The organism is Pirellulimonas nuda (assembly GCF_007750855.1).
Taxonomy (GTDB): domain Bacteria; phylum Planctomycetota; class Planctomycetia; order Pirellulales; family Lacipirellulaceae; genus Pirellulimonas; species Pirellulimonas nuda.
In genome coordinates this window covers 3660277-3679148 of sequence record NZ_CP036291.1, presented here as the reverse complement: position 1 = coordinate 3679148, position 18872 = coordinate 3660277, and the positions used below count along the sequence as shown (strand labels likewise).

At 63.8% G+C, this 18872-nt stretch carries 10 protein-coding genes and 2 pseudogenes; 9 read left to right on the top strand and 3 right to left on the bottom strand.

The genetic code is table 11. The features are described 5' to 3' along the window. Positions 1-380 precede the first annotated feature (380 nt). Both Pla175_RS27150 and Pla175_RS14330 read left to right on the top strand, forming a co-directional pair. Positions 381-611: pseudogene (locus Pla175_RS27150) on the top strand (transposase family protein); the annotation flags it as partial. A gap of 19 nt (positions 612-630) precedes the next feature. After that, on the top strand, positions 631-804 hold the full coding sequence (locus Pla175_RS14330; RefSeq protein WP_145286214.1) for a transposase: 174 nt from the start codon (positions 631-633) through the stop codon (positions 802-804). A 577-nt stretch (positions 805-1381) separates the two neighbouring features. Here the strand turns inward: Pla175_RS14330 and Pla175_RS27145 are convergent. Beyond that, positions 1382-1549, bottom strand: coding sequence for a transposase family protein (locus tag Pla175_RS27145; protein WP_391527867.1), 168 nt, complete (start codon positions 1547-1549; stop codon positions 1382-1384). Positions 1550-2832: 1283 nt separating this feature from the next. Here Pla175_RS27145 and Pla175_RS14320 point away from each other — a divergent pair. The 6 genes from Pla175_RS14320 to Pla175_RS14295 all read left to right on the top strand — a co-directional run bounded on the left by Pla175_RS14320 (position 2833) and on the right by Pla175_RS14295 (position 17402). Next, positions 2833-3924, top strand: a complete 1092-nt coding sequence (locus Pla175_RS14320) for a DUF1559 domain-containing protein (protein WP_145286208.1) — start codon at positions 2833-2835, stop codon at positions 3922-3924. A 301-nt stretch (positions 3925-4225) separates the two neighbouring features. After that, positions 4226-4975, top strand: coding sequence for a PEP-CTERM sorting domain-containing protein (locus Pla175_RS14315; RefSeq protein ID WP_197526833.1), 750 nt, complete (start codon positions 4226-4228; stop codon positions 4973-4975). Between the two features lie 185 nt (positions 4976-5160). Beyond that, positions 5161-6552, top strand: a complete 1392-nt coding sequence (locus Pla175_RS14310) for a hypothetical protein (RefSeq protein WP_145286198.1) — start codon at positions 5161-5163, stop codon at positions 6550-6552. A 51-nt stretch (positions 6553-6603) separates the two neighbouring features. Then, a complete protein-coding gene (locus tag Pla175_RS14305; protein WP_145286194.1) occupies positions 6604-8088 on the top strand; it encodes a LamG domain-containing protein in 1485 nt (494 codons plus the stop codon). A 164-nt stretch (positions 8089-8252) separates the two neighbouring features. Further along, positions 8253-13469, top strand: a complete 5217-nt coding sequence (locus tag Pla175_RS14300) for a malectin domain-containing carbohydrate-binding protein (protein ID WP_145286191.1) — start codon at positions 8253-8255, stop codon at positions 13467-13469. A gap of 105 nt (positions 13470-13574) precedes the next feature. Continuing rightward, positions 13575-17402 (top strand): carbohydrate-binding protein, encoded by a 3828-nt coding sequence (locus Pla175_RS14295; protein WP_231953900.1) that lies wholly within the window; start codon positions 13575-13577, stop codon positions 17400-17402. Between the two features lie 239 nt (positions 17403-17641). Here the strand turns inward: Pla175_RS14295 and Pla175_RS27140 are convergent. Further along, positions 17642-17720 (bottom strand): annotated as a pseudogene (locus Pla175_RS27140) (transposase); the annotation flags it as partial. A 66-nt stretch (positions 17721-17786) separates the two neighbouring features. Here Pla175_RS27140 and Pla175_RS26575 point away from each other — a divergent pair. Beyond that, the gene (locus Pla175_RS26575) at positions 17787-18170 is read left to right on the top strand and encodes a transposase (RefSeq protein ID WP_231953898.1); all 384 of its coding nucleotides are present in this window, start codon (positions 17787-17789) and stop codon (positions 18168-18170) included. A gap of 132 nt (positions 18171-18302) precedes the next feature. Here Pla175_RS26575 and Pla175_RS14280 read toward each other — a convergent pair whose 3' ends face one another. Then, a complete protein-coding gene (locus tag Pla175_RS14280) occupies positions 18303-18833 on the bottom strand; it encodes a hypothetical protein (protein WP_145286181.1) in 531 nt (176 codons plus the stop codon). Between the last annotated feature and the right edge of the window lie 39 nt (positions 18834-18872).

Sequence of the window (18872 nt, the reverse complement as noted above, 5' to 3'; positions counted from 1 at the left end):
GGAAGGCAGCTTCGGAGCGCTTTCGGGTCGGTCTCGTTTTCGCGGTGTCGACTCCAGATTCTACCTTCGCGATGTTGGCTCCAAGTGTAGGCATCAGGCCCTCCAGCCACGCATTCAAGCACAGACCGACCAACCTTTCCACTCAATCGTTCCCCATCAACCAAACCTGCTGCCGATCCCTTTTCCTGGTCCATCCGGGGTTCCAGCGGGTAGACCTCGATTTTCCGTAGAAAGGAGAGCCCATGCAAGACAAGGATTTGGACCAACACCCGCTTGGGCAGGAGCCGCCCTGGAGAGTGGCGGAGCACCCGGAGGAAACGCCCGCCGCGGCGGGCTGCCCCGAGTGCGGCCTGTAGCTTGCGTGCGATGACCACGCTCCCGAGCGGAGATGGCGTCACTTGGACAGCTGTCAGTTCAAGACCTACCTGATCGCGTCGACCCCGCGGGATCGGTGCCCCGAGCACGGCGTCCGCCAAGTGCGCGTGCCGTGGGCCGAGGGGTCGAGCCGGTTCGCGCTGCTGATCGAGCGGCTGGCGATCGACGTGCTGCTGGCGAAGCAGACGGTCAAGGGCGCCATTGGGCCGCTGCGGACCACGCGAGACCAGACCTGAAACATCTTGCAGCCGGGGGGTGTCGTGGAAGTGCAATGGGCCGCTGCCGCGGATCGGCATCGAGGAGAAGGCGTTCTCCAACGGGCAACGCCGCATCACGCTGCTGTACGACCTCGACCACGACGCGGTGGAGGCGGTCTCGGACGGGAACGACGCCGAGGCGGGGTTCGATTGGCTTTGTAGAAATCCTTGACGGCTACAGGAATCATGACGTTGTGCGTGAGCGCCATTAATCGGAGGTCGCGGCGCCCGCTCGAGTACTTGCGCCCCCTGAGCGCGAACCTTGCCTCGGTTGGATCATCGACATCACCGTCTCGACCTGCACTCGGTTCCGATAGACGGCTCGATCGAAACGGGTTCGCATCAGTGGCCGGCAGTGTCCGGTCGCCGGCTCGTCGGTAGGGCGGCCAAGCTTGGGAGGGATCAGCGTGCGGATGCCGTGCTCGTCGCGGGCGAACCGGTCGTTGGGCCCGGAGTCGCAACCCGCGTCGGCGAACTAGGTCGCACAGAATAGTTCCGTAGCTCGCTCTCTTCCTGAAGACGAAATCGTCTACGCCCAACACCTGCGGACAAGCTGGCTTCTCGTGTCCCGCCCGACGCAAGAGTCGGAGTAGGCTATCGCCGCTGGTCGCCATGTCGAGGCGGTTGGCCAGTCGGGCGCCTGGCAGACCACCGTAGGCCATGGCGATCGCCCGGATCGCCTCCTCCGATCGCGTCGCCTGACGAGCGTGCGGCTGAGCGACTTTCGGGAGACGCTGGGAGAAAACCCGCTAATGACGCCCAGCGTTCCGGCAGAACAACTTCTGGCTGCGCCACTGAAGCCGAACCTGCAGCCCGTGCCATGGCAGGTCCGTCAACTTCCGGACGTACCGGCTATGGATGCGTCGGGAAAGTTCGCCACAGAAGGGGCAATGAGCCGTCTGCCGGCGACTCTCCACGAGCAGCGTCGCCACGCCGTCATCAATCTGCACGCTGCGGCAGACAAGCGTCTCTGGTTCCGGCAATGCATCTGCCAAACGCACGGCACGCGACTCAAAAAGGTCTGGCCGTGCATGGCATCAATGCAGAAAGTCCTGCGGATACTCCAATACGCAAGCCGAGCCCAAGCGTTCACCAAGAGTGAGCAAGACCCGTTTTCAGGCGCCGTTTGCAATGGCCCTGCGTAGCGGGCGGAGCGGGTCCGCTTGGCGGCGGCCGGTCGGACGGCAGGAGGCGAGCGGTCTGTCGACGCCTACGCTCTGCGTCAGTCACGAGCTGAACAATGCTTCAACGTTCGATTGACTGCGGAAGTTGAGAGTGACGTCCGCCATGTCAGGTCAGCAGCCGGCCCTCTTGCCGTTGGGCGTCTTGACCTTCGCAGTGGAGTGGCTGAGAACGCAAGCCCAACGCCGGTAGAGCTCAGCAGTGGCTCGGTTCCGGCGGCGTTGGCCGTCGTGACCTGATGCCAGTGTCTGCCCGGGTCGAGCGCGGAGGCGGGACCAGCAGCCGAAGGTCCGGCTTCAAAAGAAACGTTCACCCCGCTGGCCAAGACCCGCCGACCTTCCAGCGGCTCAAAACGAAGCCGACGCCCCCTCATGCTTGATACCTGCCGCCTGGCCGAAGGACCATGGGAATTGAAGAGACGTTCCACGATTGCGCCGCGCCTACGTCCGGCTAGAGGAGGCCTTGTCCCGCGAAGCTTATCGCACTCACGCGTACTTCGATCCTTAACGCAAACGCGACCTCTGTCGGCTATTCGACACTGGATCTATAGATTGCGTAAATGGTCCATGACCGGACGACGGTCCGCGTGGCCCCCGCGACCGAGGCGGCACCCGCGTCCCAATCCCTCTGCCGCCTCCGATCGCTCGGCTCAGACGGGCGCTTTCCGGGCACGATGGCTTGGAAGCTCAGACGCCACGCGTGGCCGCCCCTACGGTCCCTGGTTGGCCGCTGCTCTCAGCGGGTTGGCGCCGAAGCGATCGGACAACCGAACGGTGTCGAGCGCCCCACGCAATCGTGCGGTGGCCGCAGCACGGGCTGAAGTGCTAGGGGAAACAGCAAGAGCCAATCGCAATTTCTAACTCTGATGCTGAAAATGCTTGACGCCCCTTTCGATCCTTGTTAAAAAAGGATAGTCACGCGTTTTCGTGTTTTGGTTTATCTTTTCCGCATTCTCGTCAATCGGCCGCCTCTTCGGGCTATTCCCCGTAGAGCGGCGATAGAAAGAGCGCCCCCGACTATGGATTCGTCCTTGCCCAAACAGACGCGTGTCACGGCTGGTTTTACGCTCGTGGAGCTCCTAGTGGTGATCGCCATCATCGGCATCCTGGTGGCGCTCTTGCTGCCCGCGGTGCAAGCGGCCCGCGAGGCTGCTCGGCGTACGCAGTGCAAAAACAATCTCAAGCAGCTGGGGCTGGCGGCCGCCAACCATGAGATCACGCACAAGTACCTGCCCAGTGGCGGCTGGGGATGGAACTGGGGTGGGGACGCCGACCGAGGCTACGGCAAGGGCCAGCCCGGCAGCTGGTGCTTCAACATCCTCGACTTCATTGAGGAGGGCGCTGTCCGCCAGATCGGGTCGGACGGCGATCCGAACACGATCACGCGCGACCAGAAAGGTCAGGCCACCGCTCGGTCCGAGACGCCAATCCCGGGCTTGGTTTGTCCTAGCCGTCAGGGTTCTGCCTTGTACCCGTTCACGGTCAAGAGCAACACGAACCTGAAGAACCTGAACAACCCATCGGTCGCCGCACGGCTTGACTACGCCGGCAACGGCGGCTCCTTGACGCCGTCGCAGTGGCCCAACGGGGGACCGGCGAACGTCACTAGCGCGGAACCAGCCAACGGTTGGCTGCGTGACTTTATGTCGCTGGCCAATCTACCGAACAAGCGTCCCAACGGCGTGGTGATGGCCTACTCGCAGCTCAAGCTGGCGCGGATCACCGACGGCACCTCGAAGACCATGTTCGTTGGAGAAAAGTATATCCCGGTCAGCCAGTACGACTCCGGCGAGTGGGTCGCCAACGACCAGACGTGGGAGATCGGCTTCGACATCGACACCGTCCGACACACATGGTGGCCGCCGCTGGCCGACGGCGATGAGGCGCCCAACTCGGGTCTCTTCTTGCCTCAGGCAGACGGCATCACTCCCGGCACTGCCCAACAGACCAAGAATATTGTCGAAACGCAGAGTTTCGGCAGCACCCACCCCGGCGGCTTCCAGTTCACCATGTGCGACGGCTCGGTCGATACGATCGGCTACGACATCGACATCGTTGTCTTCCGGGCGCTGGGCTCCCGCGACGGGGGCGAAGTAGCGGTGGGGAGGTAGCGGCCTGAGGGAGCTGTCGTAGCGGCGAGGGAGGGAGTTGGGCGTAGTAGTGTGTGTTGTTTTTTTCTTCTTCTGAGGGGTGTTTCTAATGATGTGCAGAAGCGTATTTCCTGCGGCGGCCTTGGCCGTTGCGTTGTGTGGCTCTCAGAGCATTGCGGCTTTGATCGTTGAAGAAAGCTTCAACTCTGCGACTGCGACAGCCACAGGCGTCAGCACGGCTGGCTCGACGGGGCTCGATGCGGGGGAGTGGACTTTTGAGAGTCGTGCAAGAACCGGTGCGGGTTTCTCGGTTCAGACGGGGTTGACGTTTTCTGACCTGGCGACGTCGGGGGGCGCCGTTCAGGTGACCGACGCTACAGCGAACAGCGGGTTCGACGGGCCGCTCCTGCACCGTGGGATCGACGCGGTAGCCAATACGACGCTGTGGGGCAGCTACCTCTTCAGCCGACCGCAGGGCGTTCCTCCCGTGAACCAGACGATCGGCGAAATCAATACGGCAAACGGAGCGACTGACGGCTTTGGCGCCGCCCGTTTCCGCACGCTCGCTGAGGCGTTTGGTGCGACACCTCAGGCGGGTATGAGCTTGTCCGGAGGAGGGGAGGCTCTGGGAAGCTACCCTGCGGACTACTTCACTGACCCGGCAACGTACACCGACCCTCTGTTGATTGTGAGCAAGGTTACTGATGTTGGCGGCGCCACTGGCGCCTCGACACTCGCCACCGTGTGGGCGCTGAACGCGGCTGGCTTCGACTCGATCAAGGCGGGGGGCGTCACGGAAGCCGAGCTCACCAGCGTGGCCATCGCGACCGCGACCGACACGACCACCATTTCCGCCACGCACACGTTCGACGCCACAAGCTTTTTGCGGATCACCACTCTCCGCAACGGCGCGTGGGGCGTGTTCGACGAGATTCGCTACGGCGTCGGCGCCGACCCGACCGAAGCGGGCATCCTGCCCGTTTCGGCGATCCCCGAACCCTCTTCGATCGCTCTGTTGGGCTGCTGCCTCGCTGGCATCGGGCGCCGTCGGTTGCGGGCGTCCAGCGTGTGATTGATTGAACAACGATAGTCAAGGCCGCACCGCCGTGCGGTGCGGCCCTCGCCTAACGCGTCCGCGGCTTATCCGCACTTTCTGGTCTTCAGACTTGTACTCTCCGGCCCCATGGTGGGTGTCGTCGCTACTCCCTAATCAACTTTCTCACTGCCTCGTCTAGTTCGACGAGAAGGAGCCTTTTCATGATCTTTAGACCGTACGCCCTGACCCTAGCGCTCGTAGCCCTACCGGGCCTGTCGAGCGCCCAATCGGTGCTTAACATCGACTTCGGCGGAGGCCCCAACGCCAGCGGTGCTGGCAACTTTGTCGGCCTTGCCGCCTACGGTGCGGACCCGGCCGGAGCCGCTGCGCTATGGAACGGCATCAACGACCCGCTCGGTGACGCGGGTACCACGAACCCCTTGTTCGACTCACTCAACACCCCCACCAGCGTTAGCTACCGGCACACTACGGCTGGAGGGGGCGGCACGTTCATCAAGATCCCCCCAGCCCAAGAAGTGGGAACCGGCGACCCCCCCCAGTTTCTCAACTTGATGAACGATTACATCTGGTTCAATGGCGGCGGCACGGGTCGCACCGCAACCATCTCTGGCCTGACTCCCAACGCTACCTATGACTTGTACGCCTACGGCCAGGGCGACACCTTCACGTCGCTCACCAGCAACCAGGCGTCTAAGTTCACCGTTAATGGCATTGAGAAGACCACCACCTACGACACCGACGCGGGCGGAATGCTGGCCAACGACGGCCTCCTTGCCGAGAACATCGAGTACGTCAGGTTCACCGCGGTCAACTCCGGGCCCAGCGGTCAAATTCAGATATCGCACGTCAACCCAACCGGCGGCGGGTTTAGCGCCTTCAACGGCTTGCAGATTGTCGGCACGTTCTTGGCGCCCCCGGTGCCGCTCAATCTGGAAGTCAACACGACCAACGGCACGGTAACGATCCAAAATAACAACCAAATCCCCGTACAGTTTGACGTTTACGTCATCGAGACTTCCGCCGGGACACTGTCCAAGTCGGGCTGGAACAGCTTGTCCGATCAAAACTTTGACGCGACCGCGGGCGCTGCCGACGGCGACTACAACGACGACGGCGCGGTCGATGCGGCCGACTACACCGTATGGCGCGACAGCCTCAACCTCCCGTCGGCCGGCAATCTAGAGAACGACCCAATCGGCGGAACGGTGGGCGCCGCGCAGTACGACCAGTGGAAGAACGGCTTTGGCGACGCCGGCGGGACGGCGACCGGGTGGGACGAGGCGTTCGGCACCTCGAACAGCCTGCTCGCCGAGTTCTACCTCGGTTCGGGCGACAAGCCCGCGTCCTCGATCGCGGCAGGACAGTCGCTCAACCTTGGCCCGGCGTTCACCTCCGCCAGCGCCGACGGCACGCTCACCTTCAACTATTACGACACGCAGGCCTCTGCCAACATGGTTGGTACGGTGAGCTTCGTAAACGCTGCGATTGGGGGCAACACGGTGCCCGAACCCGGCTGCGTGTGGCTGCTCTTGGCGGGGGCGGTGAGCCTGGGGTGGCGGCTCCGGACGCCTACCAACGGCCGCTGCGGTTAAGTCGGTCGGGCCCGCTCCATCTCAATCTTTCTCCTATTGAAGGTTCCTATCATGTCCAGATTCCTGCTCGCGGTCGGCTTCATAACACTCGGAGGCCTGCTCCCTGGAGAGGCTTCCGCCGACAAGGTGCATTCCTACACATTCAACAACGCAACGCGCAGCGTCGGCGGGATCATCGACAGCATTGGCGGCGTCAACGGTACGCTGATCGATCCCGCCGGCACCTACGGGGTGATCGCCGGGGGCAAGGTCGATTTGTCGCGTAATAACGGCGCCAACTCGGACCAACCGGGCGCCAGCGACCCGTCGGGCATCGATGTTGGCGCCTACATCGACCTGCCGAACGGGTTCTCTAACTCGGTGTTCGCGACCAATAACGCGGCTACTTTCGAGGCCTGGATCACCGTCGATCAGAACCGCAACTTTGCCCGCATCTGGGACTTCGGCACCAGCATCGGCGGGGAGAACATCTCCAACGGCGGCAACGGCGAGTACCTGTCTCTCGCCGCCAATGGCGGCGCCGGACTGCAGTTCGCCTCGCGCGAAAGCTCGTCCAACACCGCGATCGCCATCAATCAAACCCCGGCGGGGCCCGTGCCGGTTGGGGTCCAATCCCACGTGGTGGTCACGATCGACGGCAACGACACTTCAGCCGGCCCGGCCGGGACGGTCAAACTGTACCTCAACAATGTAGCGGTTGGTTCCGGCAAAATCGCCGACATGCTGCCGCTGGACGACGTGGCCAACTTCGGGTCCCTGCTGCCGGTCAATCAGTGGATCGGTCGCTCTCAGTTCAACAATGCGCTGTTCGACGGCTTCTACGACGAGTTCAACGTCTATAACACCGCCCTGACGCCTGCAGAGATCGATGCGTCCTTCGTCGCCAAGCCGGCGCCGTTCAACGGTCCCAAGGTTAGCATCGACCGCAGCAGCGGCGTGGTCACGCTGTTCAACGACACCGGCAACGCCCAGAGCTTGACCGCGTTCAGCATCACGTCGGGCGCCCTGGCGCTCGACCCCAGCGGCCTCGCCCCGATCGCCGGGTGGACGACCACATCAACCACCGATGGACAGGTGTCGCAGAGCGGCGGGACGCCGATGGCGATCGACGCTACCGGCTTCTCGCTCGGCACGGTCTGGACGAGGGCGCCCTTCCAAGACCTCTCGCTTGAGTTCACCCTCCAGGGGGGCGGTACCGGATTCGCCGCGGTGACCTACACCGGCGATCCGGTCCTGCGTAGCGACTTCAATCTCGACGGGGTCGTGAACCTGTCCGACTACGCCACATTCTTAGCCAACTCCTACAAGCCGGTGACGGCGCCCAAGATCGACGCCTATTTTCTGGGCGACTTGGACGGCGACCTAGACGTCGATAGCAACGATTTCCGCCTGTTCAAGGCGGATTTCCTGGCCGCCGGGAACGCCCTGGGCGCTCTGGCCGCGTTCGAGGCCGCGGCGGTCCCCGAGCCCTCGTCGGTGCTGCTGGCGATCAGCGCGGCAGCGGCGACGGCTGTCGCCGTTCGTCGCAGGCGCTAACAGCCGCGAGCTACGCCATGGTTTCCATGGTGGGAGTCGGTACGCCTTGGGGCAGCCAGGCGTGCCGACTCCCGGCTTTTGTCCGCACGGGGTTTGGCCCTACCATGCCCGCTCGTCCCTGATCTCTGTCTGTTGTTCTTCTCAGTCTTGGCGGACCTTTGAACATGAAGCGACTGCTGAGCAGGCATGCCGATGGCCGCCGGGTTTCTCGCACGACGGCGTACCGGAGTCTGCGCGGGTTCGAGCCGCTCGAAACCCGGGTGATGTTGGCGGGCGACGTCGTCTACCGCGTCAACGCGGGGGGAGGGCAACTGGCGGGCGACCCCGTCTGGGAGGGGGACAGCGCGCAGTACGTCAATACCGGGGCGTTGTTCGGCGGCGGCACGAACATCACGCTCGCCGGCTCGGTCCCAGCCGGCACACCAGCCGCGCTCTTCGAGACCGAGCGATACGATGGCACGGCGGCGCCGGAAATGAGCTGGGCCTTCCCGGTCACGCCCGGCCAGTACGAGGTGAGGCTCTACTTCGCCGAGACCTTCGGCTCGATCGGGGCCGGCGGGCGGGTATTCGACGTGAGCATCGAAGGGCAATTGCTGCTGAACGACTACGATCCGTTTGTCGCGGCCGGCAACGCGCTCAACCGCGGCGTCGCAGAGATTTTCACGATCGACGCGGACAACGTCATCAACATCGATTTCCAGCGCGTGGTGCAGAACCCGGCGGTCAAAGGGTTCGAGATCATCACGCTCGATCAAACGCCCAATGAGCTGTCTGCCAGCCGCGCGTCTGTTGCGTTCGGCGACGTGGTGCTTGGGCAGTCAGAGTCGGAGTCGCTTACTCTCCGCAACATCGGCGACCCGGGCGACCCGCTGGTGATGATCGACCCGGCGCAGGCGACTGTTAGCGGCGGATTCGCGTTCCAGTTCGCCCAGGGGGGGCCGATCACGCTGGCGCCGGGCGAAACCACGCTCGTGAACGTGGTGTACACGCCTCTGGCGCTCGGCGCCGCCGCGGGGACGCTCACGATTCCGCATTCGGGGCTGAACCCCACGATCAGCGTGGCTCTGTCCGCACAGGGGGTCGATCCACAGGTAGTTGGATTCGGCAAATCGACGCTTGACCCGGGTTCCGCCACGCTCGACTCCCCCACATCACTGCAGTTCGGACCGGACGGCAGGCTATACGTCGCGCAGACCGACGGCTTTATCCGCGTGCTGGACATTGTCCGGAACGGGCCGAACGATTACTCCGTCGCCGCCAGCGAAACGATCAGCGTTGTGCGTGACATCCCAAATTTCAACGATGATGGCGCGGCAGCGCCGGGTGTGGCGGGGCGGCTCATCACGGGGATCCTGGTCGGCGGCACGGCCGAGTCGCCGGTGATCTACGTCTCCAACAGCGACCCCCGCTTCTACAGCAGCAGCATCGACAGCAAGAGCGGCCAGATCGCCCGCATCACTAAGGAAGAAGGTCAGTGGATCCGTCACGACGTGGTGCGCGGACTGCCGCGCTCGAAGGCGGACCACGCCAGCAACGGGCTTGCCTGGCTGCGCGATGAGAACGGCGCCCTCACCAACACGCTGCTGCACTCGATCGGCGGCAACACCAACCGCGGGGGGCCATCGAACAGTTTCCGTGACCTGCCCGAGATGGCCCTCAGCGCGGCGATCATCGCGATCGACCTCGACGCGATTGGCGAGACCACTTACGACATTCCTTCGCTAGACGACGAGGACCGCGCCAACACTGGCGTCGTGGACGCCTTCGGCGTACCGATCGACGTCAACGACCATGTCGGCGGCAACTCCGGCAAGAATCAGTCGCGTCTGGTGCCCGGCGGGCCCGTTTCAATCTACTCGCCCGGTTACCGCAACCCATTCGACGTGTTGGTGACCGAAGACGGCCGGGTGTACGCCACCGACAACGGCCCCAACAACGGCTTCGGTGTGAACGTAGCGGTCGACGGTCAGGGCCTGCCCACCAACGCCACTGTGCCGGGGAGCGGCGACGGCGTCTCGGCGCCCGACCAACTGCACTACATTCCGGCGCTCGGGTTTTTCGCCGGGCATGTCAACCCAACGCGCGCCAACGCCAACAACACCTTCAACACCAGCAACCCCCAATCGCCGGTCATCACCACCGTGGACGGTGCTCCGGTCTCGCTGGAGAACCCCGGCGAGTTCCCCATGCTAGAGCCGGGCTCGGACGGGGCGCTCCGCACCTTCAACGGCTCTACCAACGGCATCGCGGAGTATACGGCGAATAACTTCGGCGGCCAGCTTAAGGGGGACATCCTCACCATCAGTCTCAACGGCAACCTCACCCGGGTGAAGCACGACCCCATCAGCGGACAACTGCTGGTGAACGAAGTGCTGGCGAACGGGCTGGGGCCGCGGTCGCTCGACGTAACGACGGTCGGCGCCGGCCCGCTCGCGGGAACGATCTGGGTGACGTCGCTCGATGGCGATGCGATCCGGGTGCTCGAGCCGAACGACGGCGCAGGCGGCAACCCGGACGACCTCGATGGGGACGGCTACCTCAATCAGGACGAGATCGACAACGGCACCAACCCCAACAACGCCGCGAGCGTGCCGACCGACTACGACCTCGACTTCACCTCCGACCTGAACGACCCCGACGACGACAACGACCTGATCGTCGACATCGATGACCCGTTCGCGATCGACGCGACCAACGGCGCCGGCAATCCGATCGGCACGTACTACGCATGGGCGAACGAAGCGACCCCGGCCGGCAAGCTGCTCGACCTCGGCCTGACCGGTTCCATGACGAACGGCGCGACGAACTACCTTGACACGTTCGATCCGGCGCTCGTAACGCCGATCGGCGCGGCCGGGGTGTTCAATATCGATAGCGCTCAGCCAGGCACGGCCCGCGGCGCCGCGAACAACATCCAGCAGGCGCTGCAGTTCGGGTTTCATGTGGCGCAAGAAACGACCCCCTTTACCGCGGTCACTGAAATCCTCGCCCCCAATGACGGCGTGGGCGTCCCCAGTCCAGGACAAGAGCAAGGGTTCTACCTGGGCACGGGCGACCAAGACAACTACGTGGCGCTGATCCTCTCGGGCGATTCGGGCGGGTCGATCCAAGTGCTTGTCGAAGTGGCGGGCGCCCTCACGGTCGTGGCGCTCGACCCGTTCACACTCCCCACGCCAGACAACGTCGCGTTGTTTCTAACGGTGGACCCATTGGCCCAAACCGTGCAGGCCGCCTACCGGCTGAGCAGCGTCGGGGCGCTGACCCCCGTGGGACCGGCCGTCCCTATTCCGCAGGCTTGGCTTGCGGGGAGCATGGCGTTGGGGCTGTGGTCGTCCGACCCTACCGGCGCCAACGCGATGCCGGTCACGTGGAACCACTTGGGCGTGGTGCGCGAGATCACGGACCGCGCGGCGTCGGCGAACCTAGTGGTCAATGGCGGGGGCAGCCAATCAACCTCGAGCACAGCGGCCACCAACGCCTTTATGCTCAAGAACACATCGCGGAGCGGACAGGAACTAGACAGCGTTCGCATCGACCTTTCGACCGCGCTGCTGGCCAGCATGGTGTTCGATCCGAACGGAGCGGTTGCCGACCTTGTCGGCAAGACGTTCACGCCCAATTCCGGCGCCAACCAAACGGGCTACCTCGGTTTCTCGTTCGATACGCCGTTCGGGGGAGGCTTCTCGGCGCTGAACTTCAATTTTGACGACTTCGGCGTCGGCGAGACGTTCGGATTCTCGGCCGACATCGACCCGGTCGGCGCGATCGCGGCCGCGGCGAACGTCTCTGGGCTAGAACTCGCCGGCGCCACCCTGACCGTGATGTTCAGCGACGGAACGTCGACCGTCAGCCGCTTGGCGGGTGCTTCGGGCAGCACGACCGCCTCTTTTTCCGAGTCACTCAACGGCGCCCTCGAGGCGCCCGGCGTCTCGATGATCGGTATCGGTGAATTGCCAAACGTCGTGGCGCCTGCCGGTCAGACGATTCGACTCACCGGACCCGCCGGAGCCCGCGTCGTGCTCCAACAATGGGAAGCCTCCTCACAGTCGCCGGCGTCGGACCCGTTCGCCGCGGACAACGTGCTGGCGAAGACCGAGCAGGTCGTGGTCCTCGGGCCGGCGGGCGTGGCGGACGTGCCGGTCGTGCTGCGTTTCTCTGCCGGTGCGGGACTGAACCTGTTCGTTGCGGAATTAGAAGACTCGATCGGCCGACGCAGCGGTCCGAGCCACCTCCTGGCCCTGGCCCGCCCGGCGGGGGGCGCTCCGTTTGACTACGACGCCAGCGGGCTAGTTGACCAGTCCGACTACCAGGTGTGGCGCAAGTCGTTTGGCTCGACGACCAACCTGGCCGCCGATGGCAACGGCGACGGCGTGATCGACGCCGCCGACTACAGCGCTTGGCGAGATCATCTGGGCGAGGTTGTGCTCCCTCCGCCGGCGCCGGCGCTCATGGTGAACATCGACTTCGGGGGGGGGCCGACCTACTCCGGCGCGGCCGCGGCGCCTGTCCCCGGGACCACGTGGAACAAGGTGCTCAATACCGCGGCGCCGGGCACTGGGGGGTTGAACGACGCAACCGGGCAAGCCACGACCGTCTCGCTTTCGTTCAGCACGATCAGCCAGTTCGACACCGGATCGGATACGGAAGGTGAGCGCGGTCCGGGCGACGCATACAACCCGCTGATGCAGGACTATCTGTTCACCACCGGCTCCAATTCGTTCACGTTGTCTGGTCTGGAAGCCGGCGCCAGCTACGACCTCTACCTCTACGGACAGGGGGACAAGCTCAATCAAGAGACCGCCTTCACGCTCGGTGGCCAAACGCTCACGACCAGCTTCGATACTCAGGTTGGCGGGAACGGTGCGTTCGCCGAGGGGGTGGAGTTCGTCGTCTTCCGATCGGCGCCGGCCTCGGCCGCCGGAACCATCGATTTCTCGATTGCCGGCGTCGCTAACAACGGCGGCTTCAATGGATTGCAATTAGTCTCCTCGGGCGCCGCGCCCGCGATTGTGGCGGCCCGGGACTCGACACCCCGATACGAAGCGTTAGATCAGGCGTTTGACGCGTCGATCGACCGCGAGCCCGACTTTGCTGCTCTCTTGCTCGAACCCCCTATACCGGCGTCAGGGGCGCGACGCTCGATCGCCCCCTCCGGAGCCGAATCGCTGGGTCAGCGAGGGCAGCATTACCTCGCGACGATTGATCGCCTCATCGCCGAGGTCGTGGCGGGCCGCGCAAACGGGCAGCGTCGCGAGCACGCTGGCCCCGTTGGGCAAGCCGTGCGCGAACCAGAAGATGGTGTCAACTGCGCGCGAAAGCTCTTGTCGGACCCACTCGAATGGAGACGGCCATCGATCGCTCAGGGGCCCGTTGATGCCTGATCGCATTGTGGCAAAGGAACAGCCATGAGTTTCTTGACTAAACGAGGCGCCGCCGCGCAAGGCGGTCAACGCAGACTACGTTTCGAAAGCCTCGAAGAACGGCGATTGCTAGCAGTTTCGGTTCCCGGCCTGATCGAGGCCGAGGATTTTACTAGTCAGGTGGGCGTCCAGAATCAGGCGACCACCGATGTAGGCGGCGGGCAGAACGTCGCCTTCATCAACCACGACGATAGCGCAACTTACAGCCTCAACGTCACCCAGTCCGGCGTTTACACGGCGACCTTCCGCTACGCATCGGGCGGGAGTGGTGGAACCATCGCCGTGGTTTCAGGCGGACAAACACTCGCCACCATGGCCATCCCGCCCACCGGTGGCTGGCAGGTTTGGCGTCAAGCGTCGGTTCCGGTGCAGTTTGTCTCGCCGGGCGTGCAAGACCTGACCCTCCAGTTTAGCGGCGGCGCCGGGTACCTCTACAATCTGAACTGGATTGAGCTAACCGCCGATGCGCCCCCCACGCCTCAGTCGGGTCGGGTCGAAGCGGAAGGCTTCACCACGCAGGTCGGGGTCACGAGCGAACCCACGTCCGACGTCGGTGGGGGCCAGAACCTCACCGCGATCGACAACGGCGACTCAGCGAGCTATACCGTCCAGGTCGATCAGGCGGGGCCTCACGTTGCCACGTTCCGTTTTGCCTCGGCGACCAGCGGCGGGACGATCAACGTCGCTTCCGGCGGCGCCTCCATCGGCAGCGTGCAGGTCGGATCGACAGGGGGCGCCCAGCGCTGGCAGGAGGTCTCGACGGTGCTCAACTTTGCTGCCGCCGGCGCCCACGTTGTCACACTTTCCTTTGCGGGCGGCAGCGGCGCTCTGATGAACCTCAATTGGTTTGAGCTTCGCAACGCTGAATCGGCCGAAGAGGCCTCCGGCCTAGTGGCGCCCTCGCGACTCCACTTCCTCAGCCAGGCGCCCTACAACTCGATCCAGTTTTTCTGGACCGACAACAGCACAACAGACACAGGGTTCCTCATCGAGCAAAAACTGGACAGCGGCGCGTGGACCCCGTTCGCGACGGTCGCGTTGGCGAACGCCTCAACCCACACGGTCCACGGATATGACCGGTCGCTGACCCACGAGTACCGCGTGAGCGCCATTGGCAGCGGGGGCGTATCCGAGGCCAGCTCAGCAATCCGTGTCGTTGGATCGACCGATACGCTCGAGGTCTCCCCAGAAGTCCCCGGCATCCGCAACCCGGAAAGCTACACGATCGGGGGCGTTACCTTCAGCGAGTTGCAGGACCAGACCCCAGCCGATCCCTCGCAGGGCAAAGCGACGCAGATATCGTCGTACTTTGCGGTGGAGGTGCGAGCGGCTTCAGGGGGGGGCCTCCTCAGTTCGCCGGTGTACGAGACTAGACCGCAGATTCGCAATTACCTGGATCAAGACGACCCAGCAAACAGCGGCGGCCATCGGCCCTACGGGTATGGCAACTACGGGCCGATCGAACGGAACTCGACCCGGACGCTCCACAGCCGCCACTGGACGAACATCGACGCGAGCGAAGACATCGTCGTGCGAGTGACGCTGCTCCCCGGAGCTCCTACGAGCACGATTAGCCTCAACGACCTAGAAATAGGTCCCGCGCCGCTGTCGGTGGTGCAGGTCGATCCGCAAACAATCGACGTAACGCTTCCCTCCGGAGCCGAGTTTACCCGCCACTACCGGATCGCGATCAACAAAGAGGCATGGTCCGCCTCGTCGGGACGCAGCGAAAACGTTTACGAAGCGCCGCTCTATGTGTTCGTCAACCCGGTCCACCTGGCGCCCGCGTCGGCGCCCGAGGACGAGTACGTCGAGTTCTTTAACAGCCAGCTCTTGGTGCTGGGCGCGGGAATCCACTTGCCGGACGATTACTGGCGCTTCTTCGGCGCCGGAGAAAACAGCTTGGTCCGCGAGTTCTACGCCCCCGGAGACGCCTACCTGCACGGCAGCTTCGTCTACAACAACTCGAACTACCCGATCAAGGTGTGGGGTCGCGCGATCTACAGCGACGAGATGTTTGACGTCTACCTCAGCAACACCGACTACCAGTGGTCCGATCCTGGCCGCACGCCTTGGGCGGGGATGGACTCCGCGGCAGGAAACGCGTGGAACCTCAATCCTCCGTGGGAGGCGCGAGCCTATTTTGATGGCTCCGCCACCTACGTGGCCTCGCTCGAAGGGTTCACCAACATCGGCGCCCGCATGGGGACCGTCAACAGCGGCGCCAACGCCCGCATTATTGGGCACAAAGACGTCGGCTACGGCGGCGGAACCTACCAGCGGAACGGCGGCTTCACGTACTACGAGGGCGTCTTCATGTACAACGACGACGACGTGACGTACGTGCATGAAGACTACGAGATACATCACTCCACCACGTTCAACCTGATCAACGGGCCCACCTTCCAGTTCGGCTGGGGAGACTTCAACACGCAAAACGCGGGCGGCAAGGTCTACGACCACGTCGTGCTCGCTTCGGACCGCCCCGCGGGCGCCAACTTTGGCAAAAACCATGGCGTCTTCAATAGCCGCTTGAGGCTCGATCGCCTTGACTACCACGGTGGCGGGCTGTGGGAAAACCTAGACGTGTGGGGAGAAGACAGCATCATCTTCAATCTGCGTGTCTGGGACGAAGATTTCGACAGTTCCACAAACACCGTCAGCTACCTGCAAGACAAGGCGTTCCGCAACATCACGGTTCACGACGCACCACGGGCCGACAGCATCCTGTGGGGCGAGCAGAACGCCGCGAACAACCAGTCGTCGTACCTGCGGTTCTTCCACTTCGATAACTTGGTGATCGCCGGCAACCACGTGACGGACATCAACGACGGCGACTTCTTCGACTACAACTCGGCGTTGCTGCTGCACACGGTCACGTTCTTCAGCCTGCCGGAGGTCACCGCCGTCCCTGACGCGGGGTCGGCGCCGATCGGCCAGACGATCAATCTCCGCGCTGCGCTCAATCAAAAGTACGTCCGTGCGGACGCATCGCTGCCGGCGAGCTTCGCGCCTCTGGTCGCCAACACAAACAGCAGCACCGCGCAGTTCCAGGTGATCGACGCCGGCGGCGGGTACATCGCCCTGCGGGCGCCCAACGGCTACCTGGTCAAGGCCGATTCGCAGCGGTACGGCTACCTTTACACGGAGCCCGACCTGGCGCGCGGCGACGCCAATACTACCGCCGTCACCGACGACGCGAAGTTTCGCTGGGTGAACCTGCCGGGCGGGCAGTTCGCCCTCTACTCCAAGGCGATGGGGTTGTACGTCCGCGCCGAAGCAAACAGCGGCCCCGAGATGCCCCTGTACGCCGCGAGCGCGACGATCGGCGTGGCCGAGACATTCTCTACCGGCGCGATCGTCGCCCCCACGTTGCCTGGCGACTACAACCGCGACGGCTTCGTTGACTCCGCAGACTACACCGTGTGGCGCGACCAACTCGGCGATTCGGTCGCGGCTCCTTTTAGCGGCGCCGACGGCAACGGCGACCTGGCGGTGAACCATACCGACTTCGAGATCTGGCGGACATACTTCGGTCAGGTTCCGCCCGCGGTCGCCGGGCTCGCCGAAACGCCGCTCGAGGTCCTTGCCGCACCACCCGTAACGCCGCAGGTCGAAGCAACTGTGTGGGAGGTCCCCCCCACGGTCGCGGCACTGTCGATGCCGATCGCTGGTTTCAATCCTGAAGCGGCTCGGCAGCCCGCGGCGGTCGCAGCCGCGGGGCAAGACCCCCTGCTGCTATTGCTCGCCGCACAGGCCGCGGACGCCCGAAGCGAAAGGTTCATCGAAATCGACCCTATCGAGCTGGATTTCAGTGACCTTCCGGCAGAGGACCAACCCGCCGATTGGCCCACCCTCGTCGATGAGGCACTGTCTCGATCCGCACGTCTCTAGCGGCGAGTCTAGGTTGAGTCGATGGCTCGGCCGGGCCCGCTGTGATTTTCAATTGAAGACTTTTCGAACCTACTACGCTTTCTATTTTGAAGTAGCGCGATCGAGGTAGGGAGCTGCGCAGACCGAACGGACGAGGTCCTGGTCGAGGACGGCGACACGCCATGCGGCCATGGCGGCCGCTTCGAGGGCGTCGTAGTCGGCGTAGGCGCGGTTGCTCCAGAAGTGGCTCTTGAGGTAGTGCCAGAGGTTCTCGATCGGGTTGAGCTCGGGGCTGTAGGGGGGCAGCTTCACCAGCGTTACGTTCTCCGGCACACGCAGTGAGGTGGTGCGGATTCCACGGACAGGTGAAGTCCTTAAAATGGGCCCACCCTCAGGAGTCCCTTGATGCCTGGTAAGAAGCAGAAGCCAACGAAGCCGGCCCGCCGTAGGTTCACGAAGGAGTTCAAGGAAGAAGCGGTGCAGATGCTGCTCGATGGCCATACCGCGAGCTCGATTTCTGATCGTCTGGGCCTCTCCGGCGCGAACGTGCTTTACCGCTGGAAGGCCGAGCAACTCCAACAGAGCGGACCGGTCGCCAGCTCGTTGGAGGCCCGCGTGCGGGAGCTGGAACTCGAACTGCGTCGCGTTGAACGAGAACGGGATGTCCTACCTCTGGATCGGTCAACTCCTCGGCAAGGTGTTATCACGTTCGGGATTGAGATTCGGACAGGACGTCTCGACGACGGAGTGAAGCTCAACGCGGCAGCGCAGAACAGGAGAAGTGGCTAGCCAGGGGTCCAGGGGGCGGCAATGAGCACCCCTGGTCTGCGTGAACGCCAAAAGATTGCCGGCGTAGCCGTCCGCCAGATGCATTGCGAGCGTCGCTCCGATCATTGATTTGTGTTGCTGGAAGGTGATCGCTTAGTTCCTGGCACGAGTGGGAGATTTTCGCGGTGACCGCCGATCTTGGTTGATCTGCTGGACGAAGTCGATGACGCCCAGCGTCCGCAGCACCTGTTGTTCGCCGGCCGGCAGCTGCTCGAATCCGTTAACCGGCGGCAACCCTTCCTGCTCGCATACGCGCTGCAGCGACGGTTCCAAGCGAGAAGGAGGGTTGGCGCCGTTCTTGACCCCCGGCCGGCGGCCTTTGTGCTCAGGCTTCCGCAGCTCGCCGGTCACGGCGACCCGGAGGCGAGAGAGGTTCCTCTGGGTGGTCGTCGGGTTCGCGTAGCGGTAGGGCTCGTTGTTCTTGAGCATCAGCCATGCGACGCCGACCAGCTTCCGAGCGGTCGCGCAGACCGCCACATTCCAGCACTTCCGTTTCGCGAGTCGGCGGAAGAAGACCCCCAGCGGACCCGGCTGCCGGGCCATATTCTGGGCCGCCTGGGTAAGCAACCACCGAGCGTGGGAGTTCCCGCGCTTCGTGATCGGTGAGCGGACGGTGAAGTACATCTTGCGGCCGCCAGTAAGCTGGAGGAGTTCATTTTCTCG

Bases quoted from the DNA above. Each gene is read 5' to 3' on its own strand.
- Pla175_RS14280 (WP_145286181.1), bottom strand. From the start codon at position 18,833: ATGTACTTCACCGTCCGCTCACCGATCACGAAGCGCGGGAACTCCCAC.
- Pla175_RS26575 (WP_231953898.1), top strand. From the start codon at position 17,787: ATGCCTGGTAAGAAGCAGAAGCCAACGAAGCCGGCCCGCCGTAGGTTC.
- Pla175_RS14300 (WP_145286191.1), top strand. From the start codon at position 8,253: ATGAAGCGACTGCTGAGCAGGCATGCCGATGGCCGCCGGGTTTCTCGC.
- Pla175_RS14305 (WP_145286194.1), top strand. From the start codon at position 6,604: ATGTCCAGATTCCTGCTCGCGGTCGGCTTCATAACACTCGGAGGCCTG.
- Pla175_RS14320 (WP_145286208.1), top strand. From the start codon at position 2,833: ATGGATTCGTCCTTGCCCAAACAGACGCGTGTCACGGCTGGTTTTACG.
- Pla175_RS14310 (WP_145286198.1), top strand. From the start codon at position 5,161: ATGATCTTTAGACCGTACGCCCTGACCCTAGCGCTCGTAGCCCTACCG.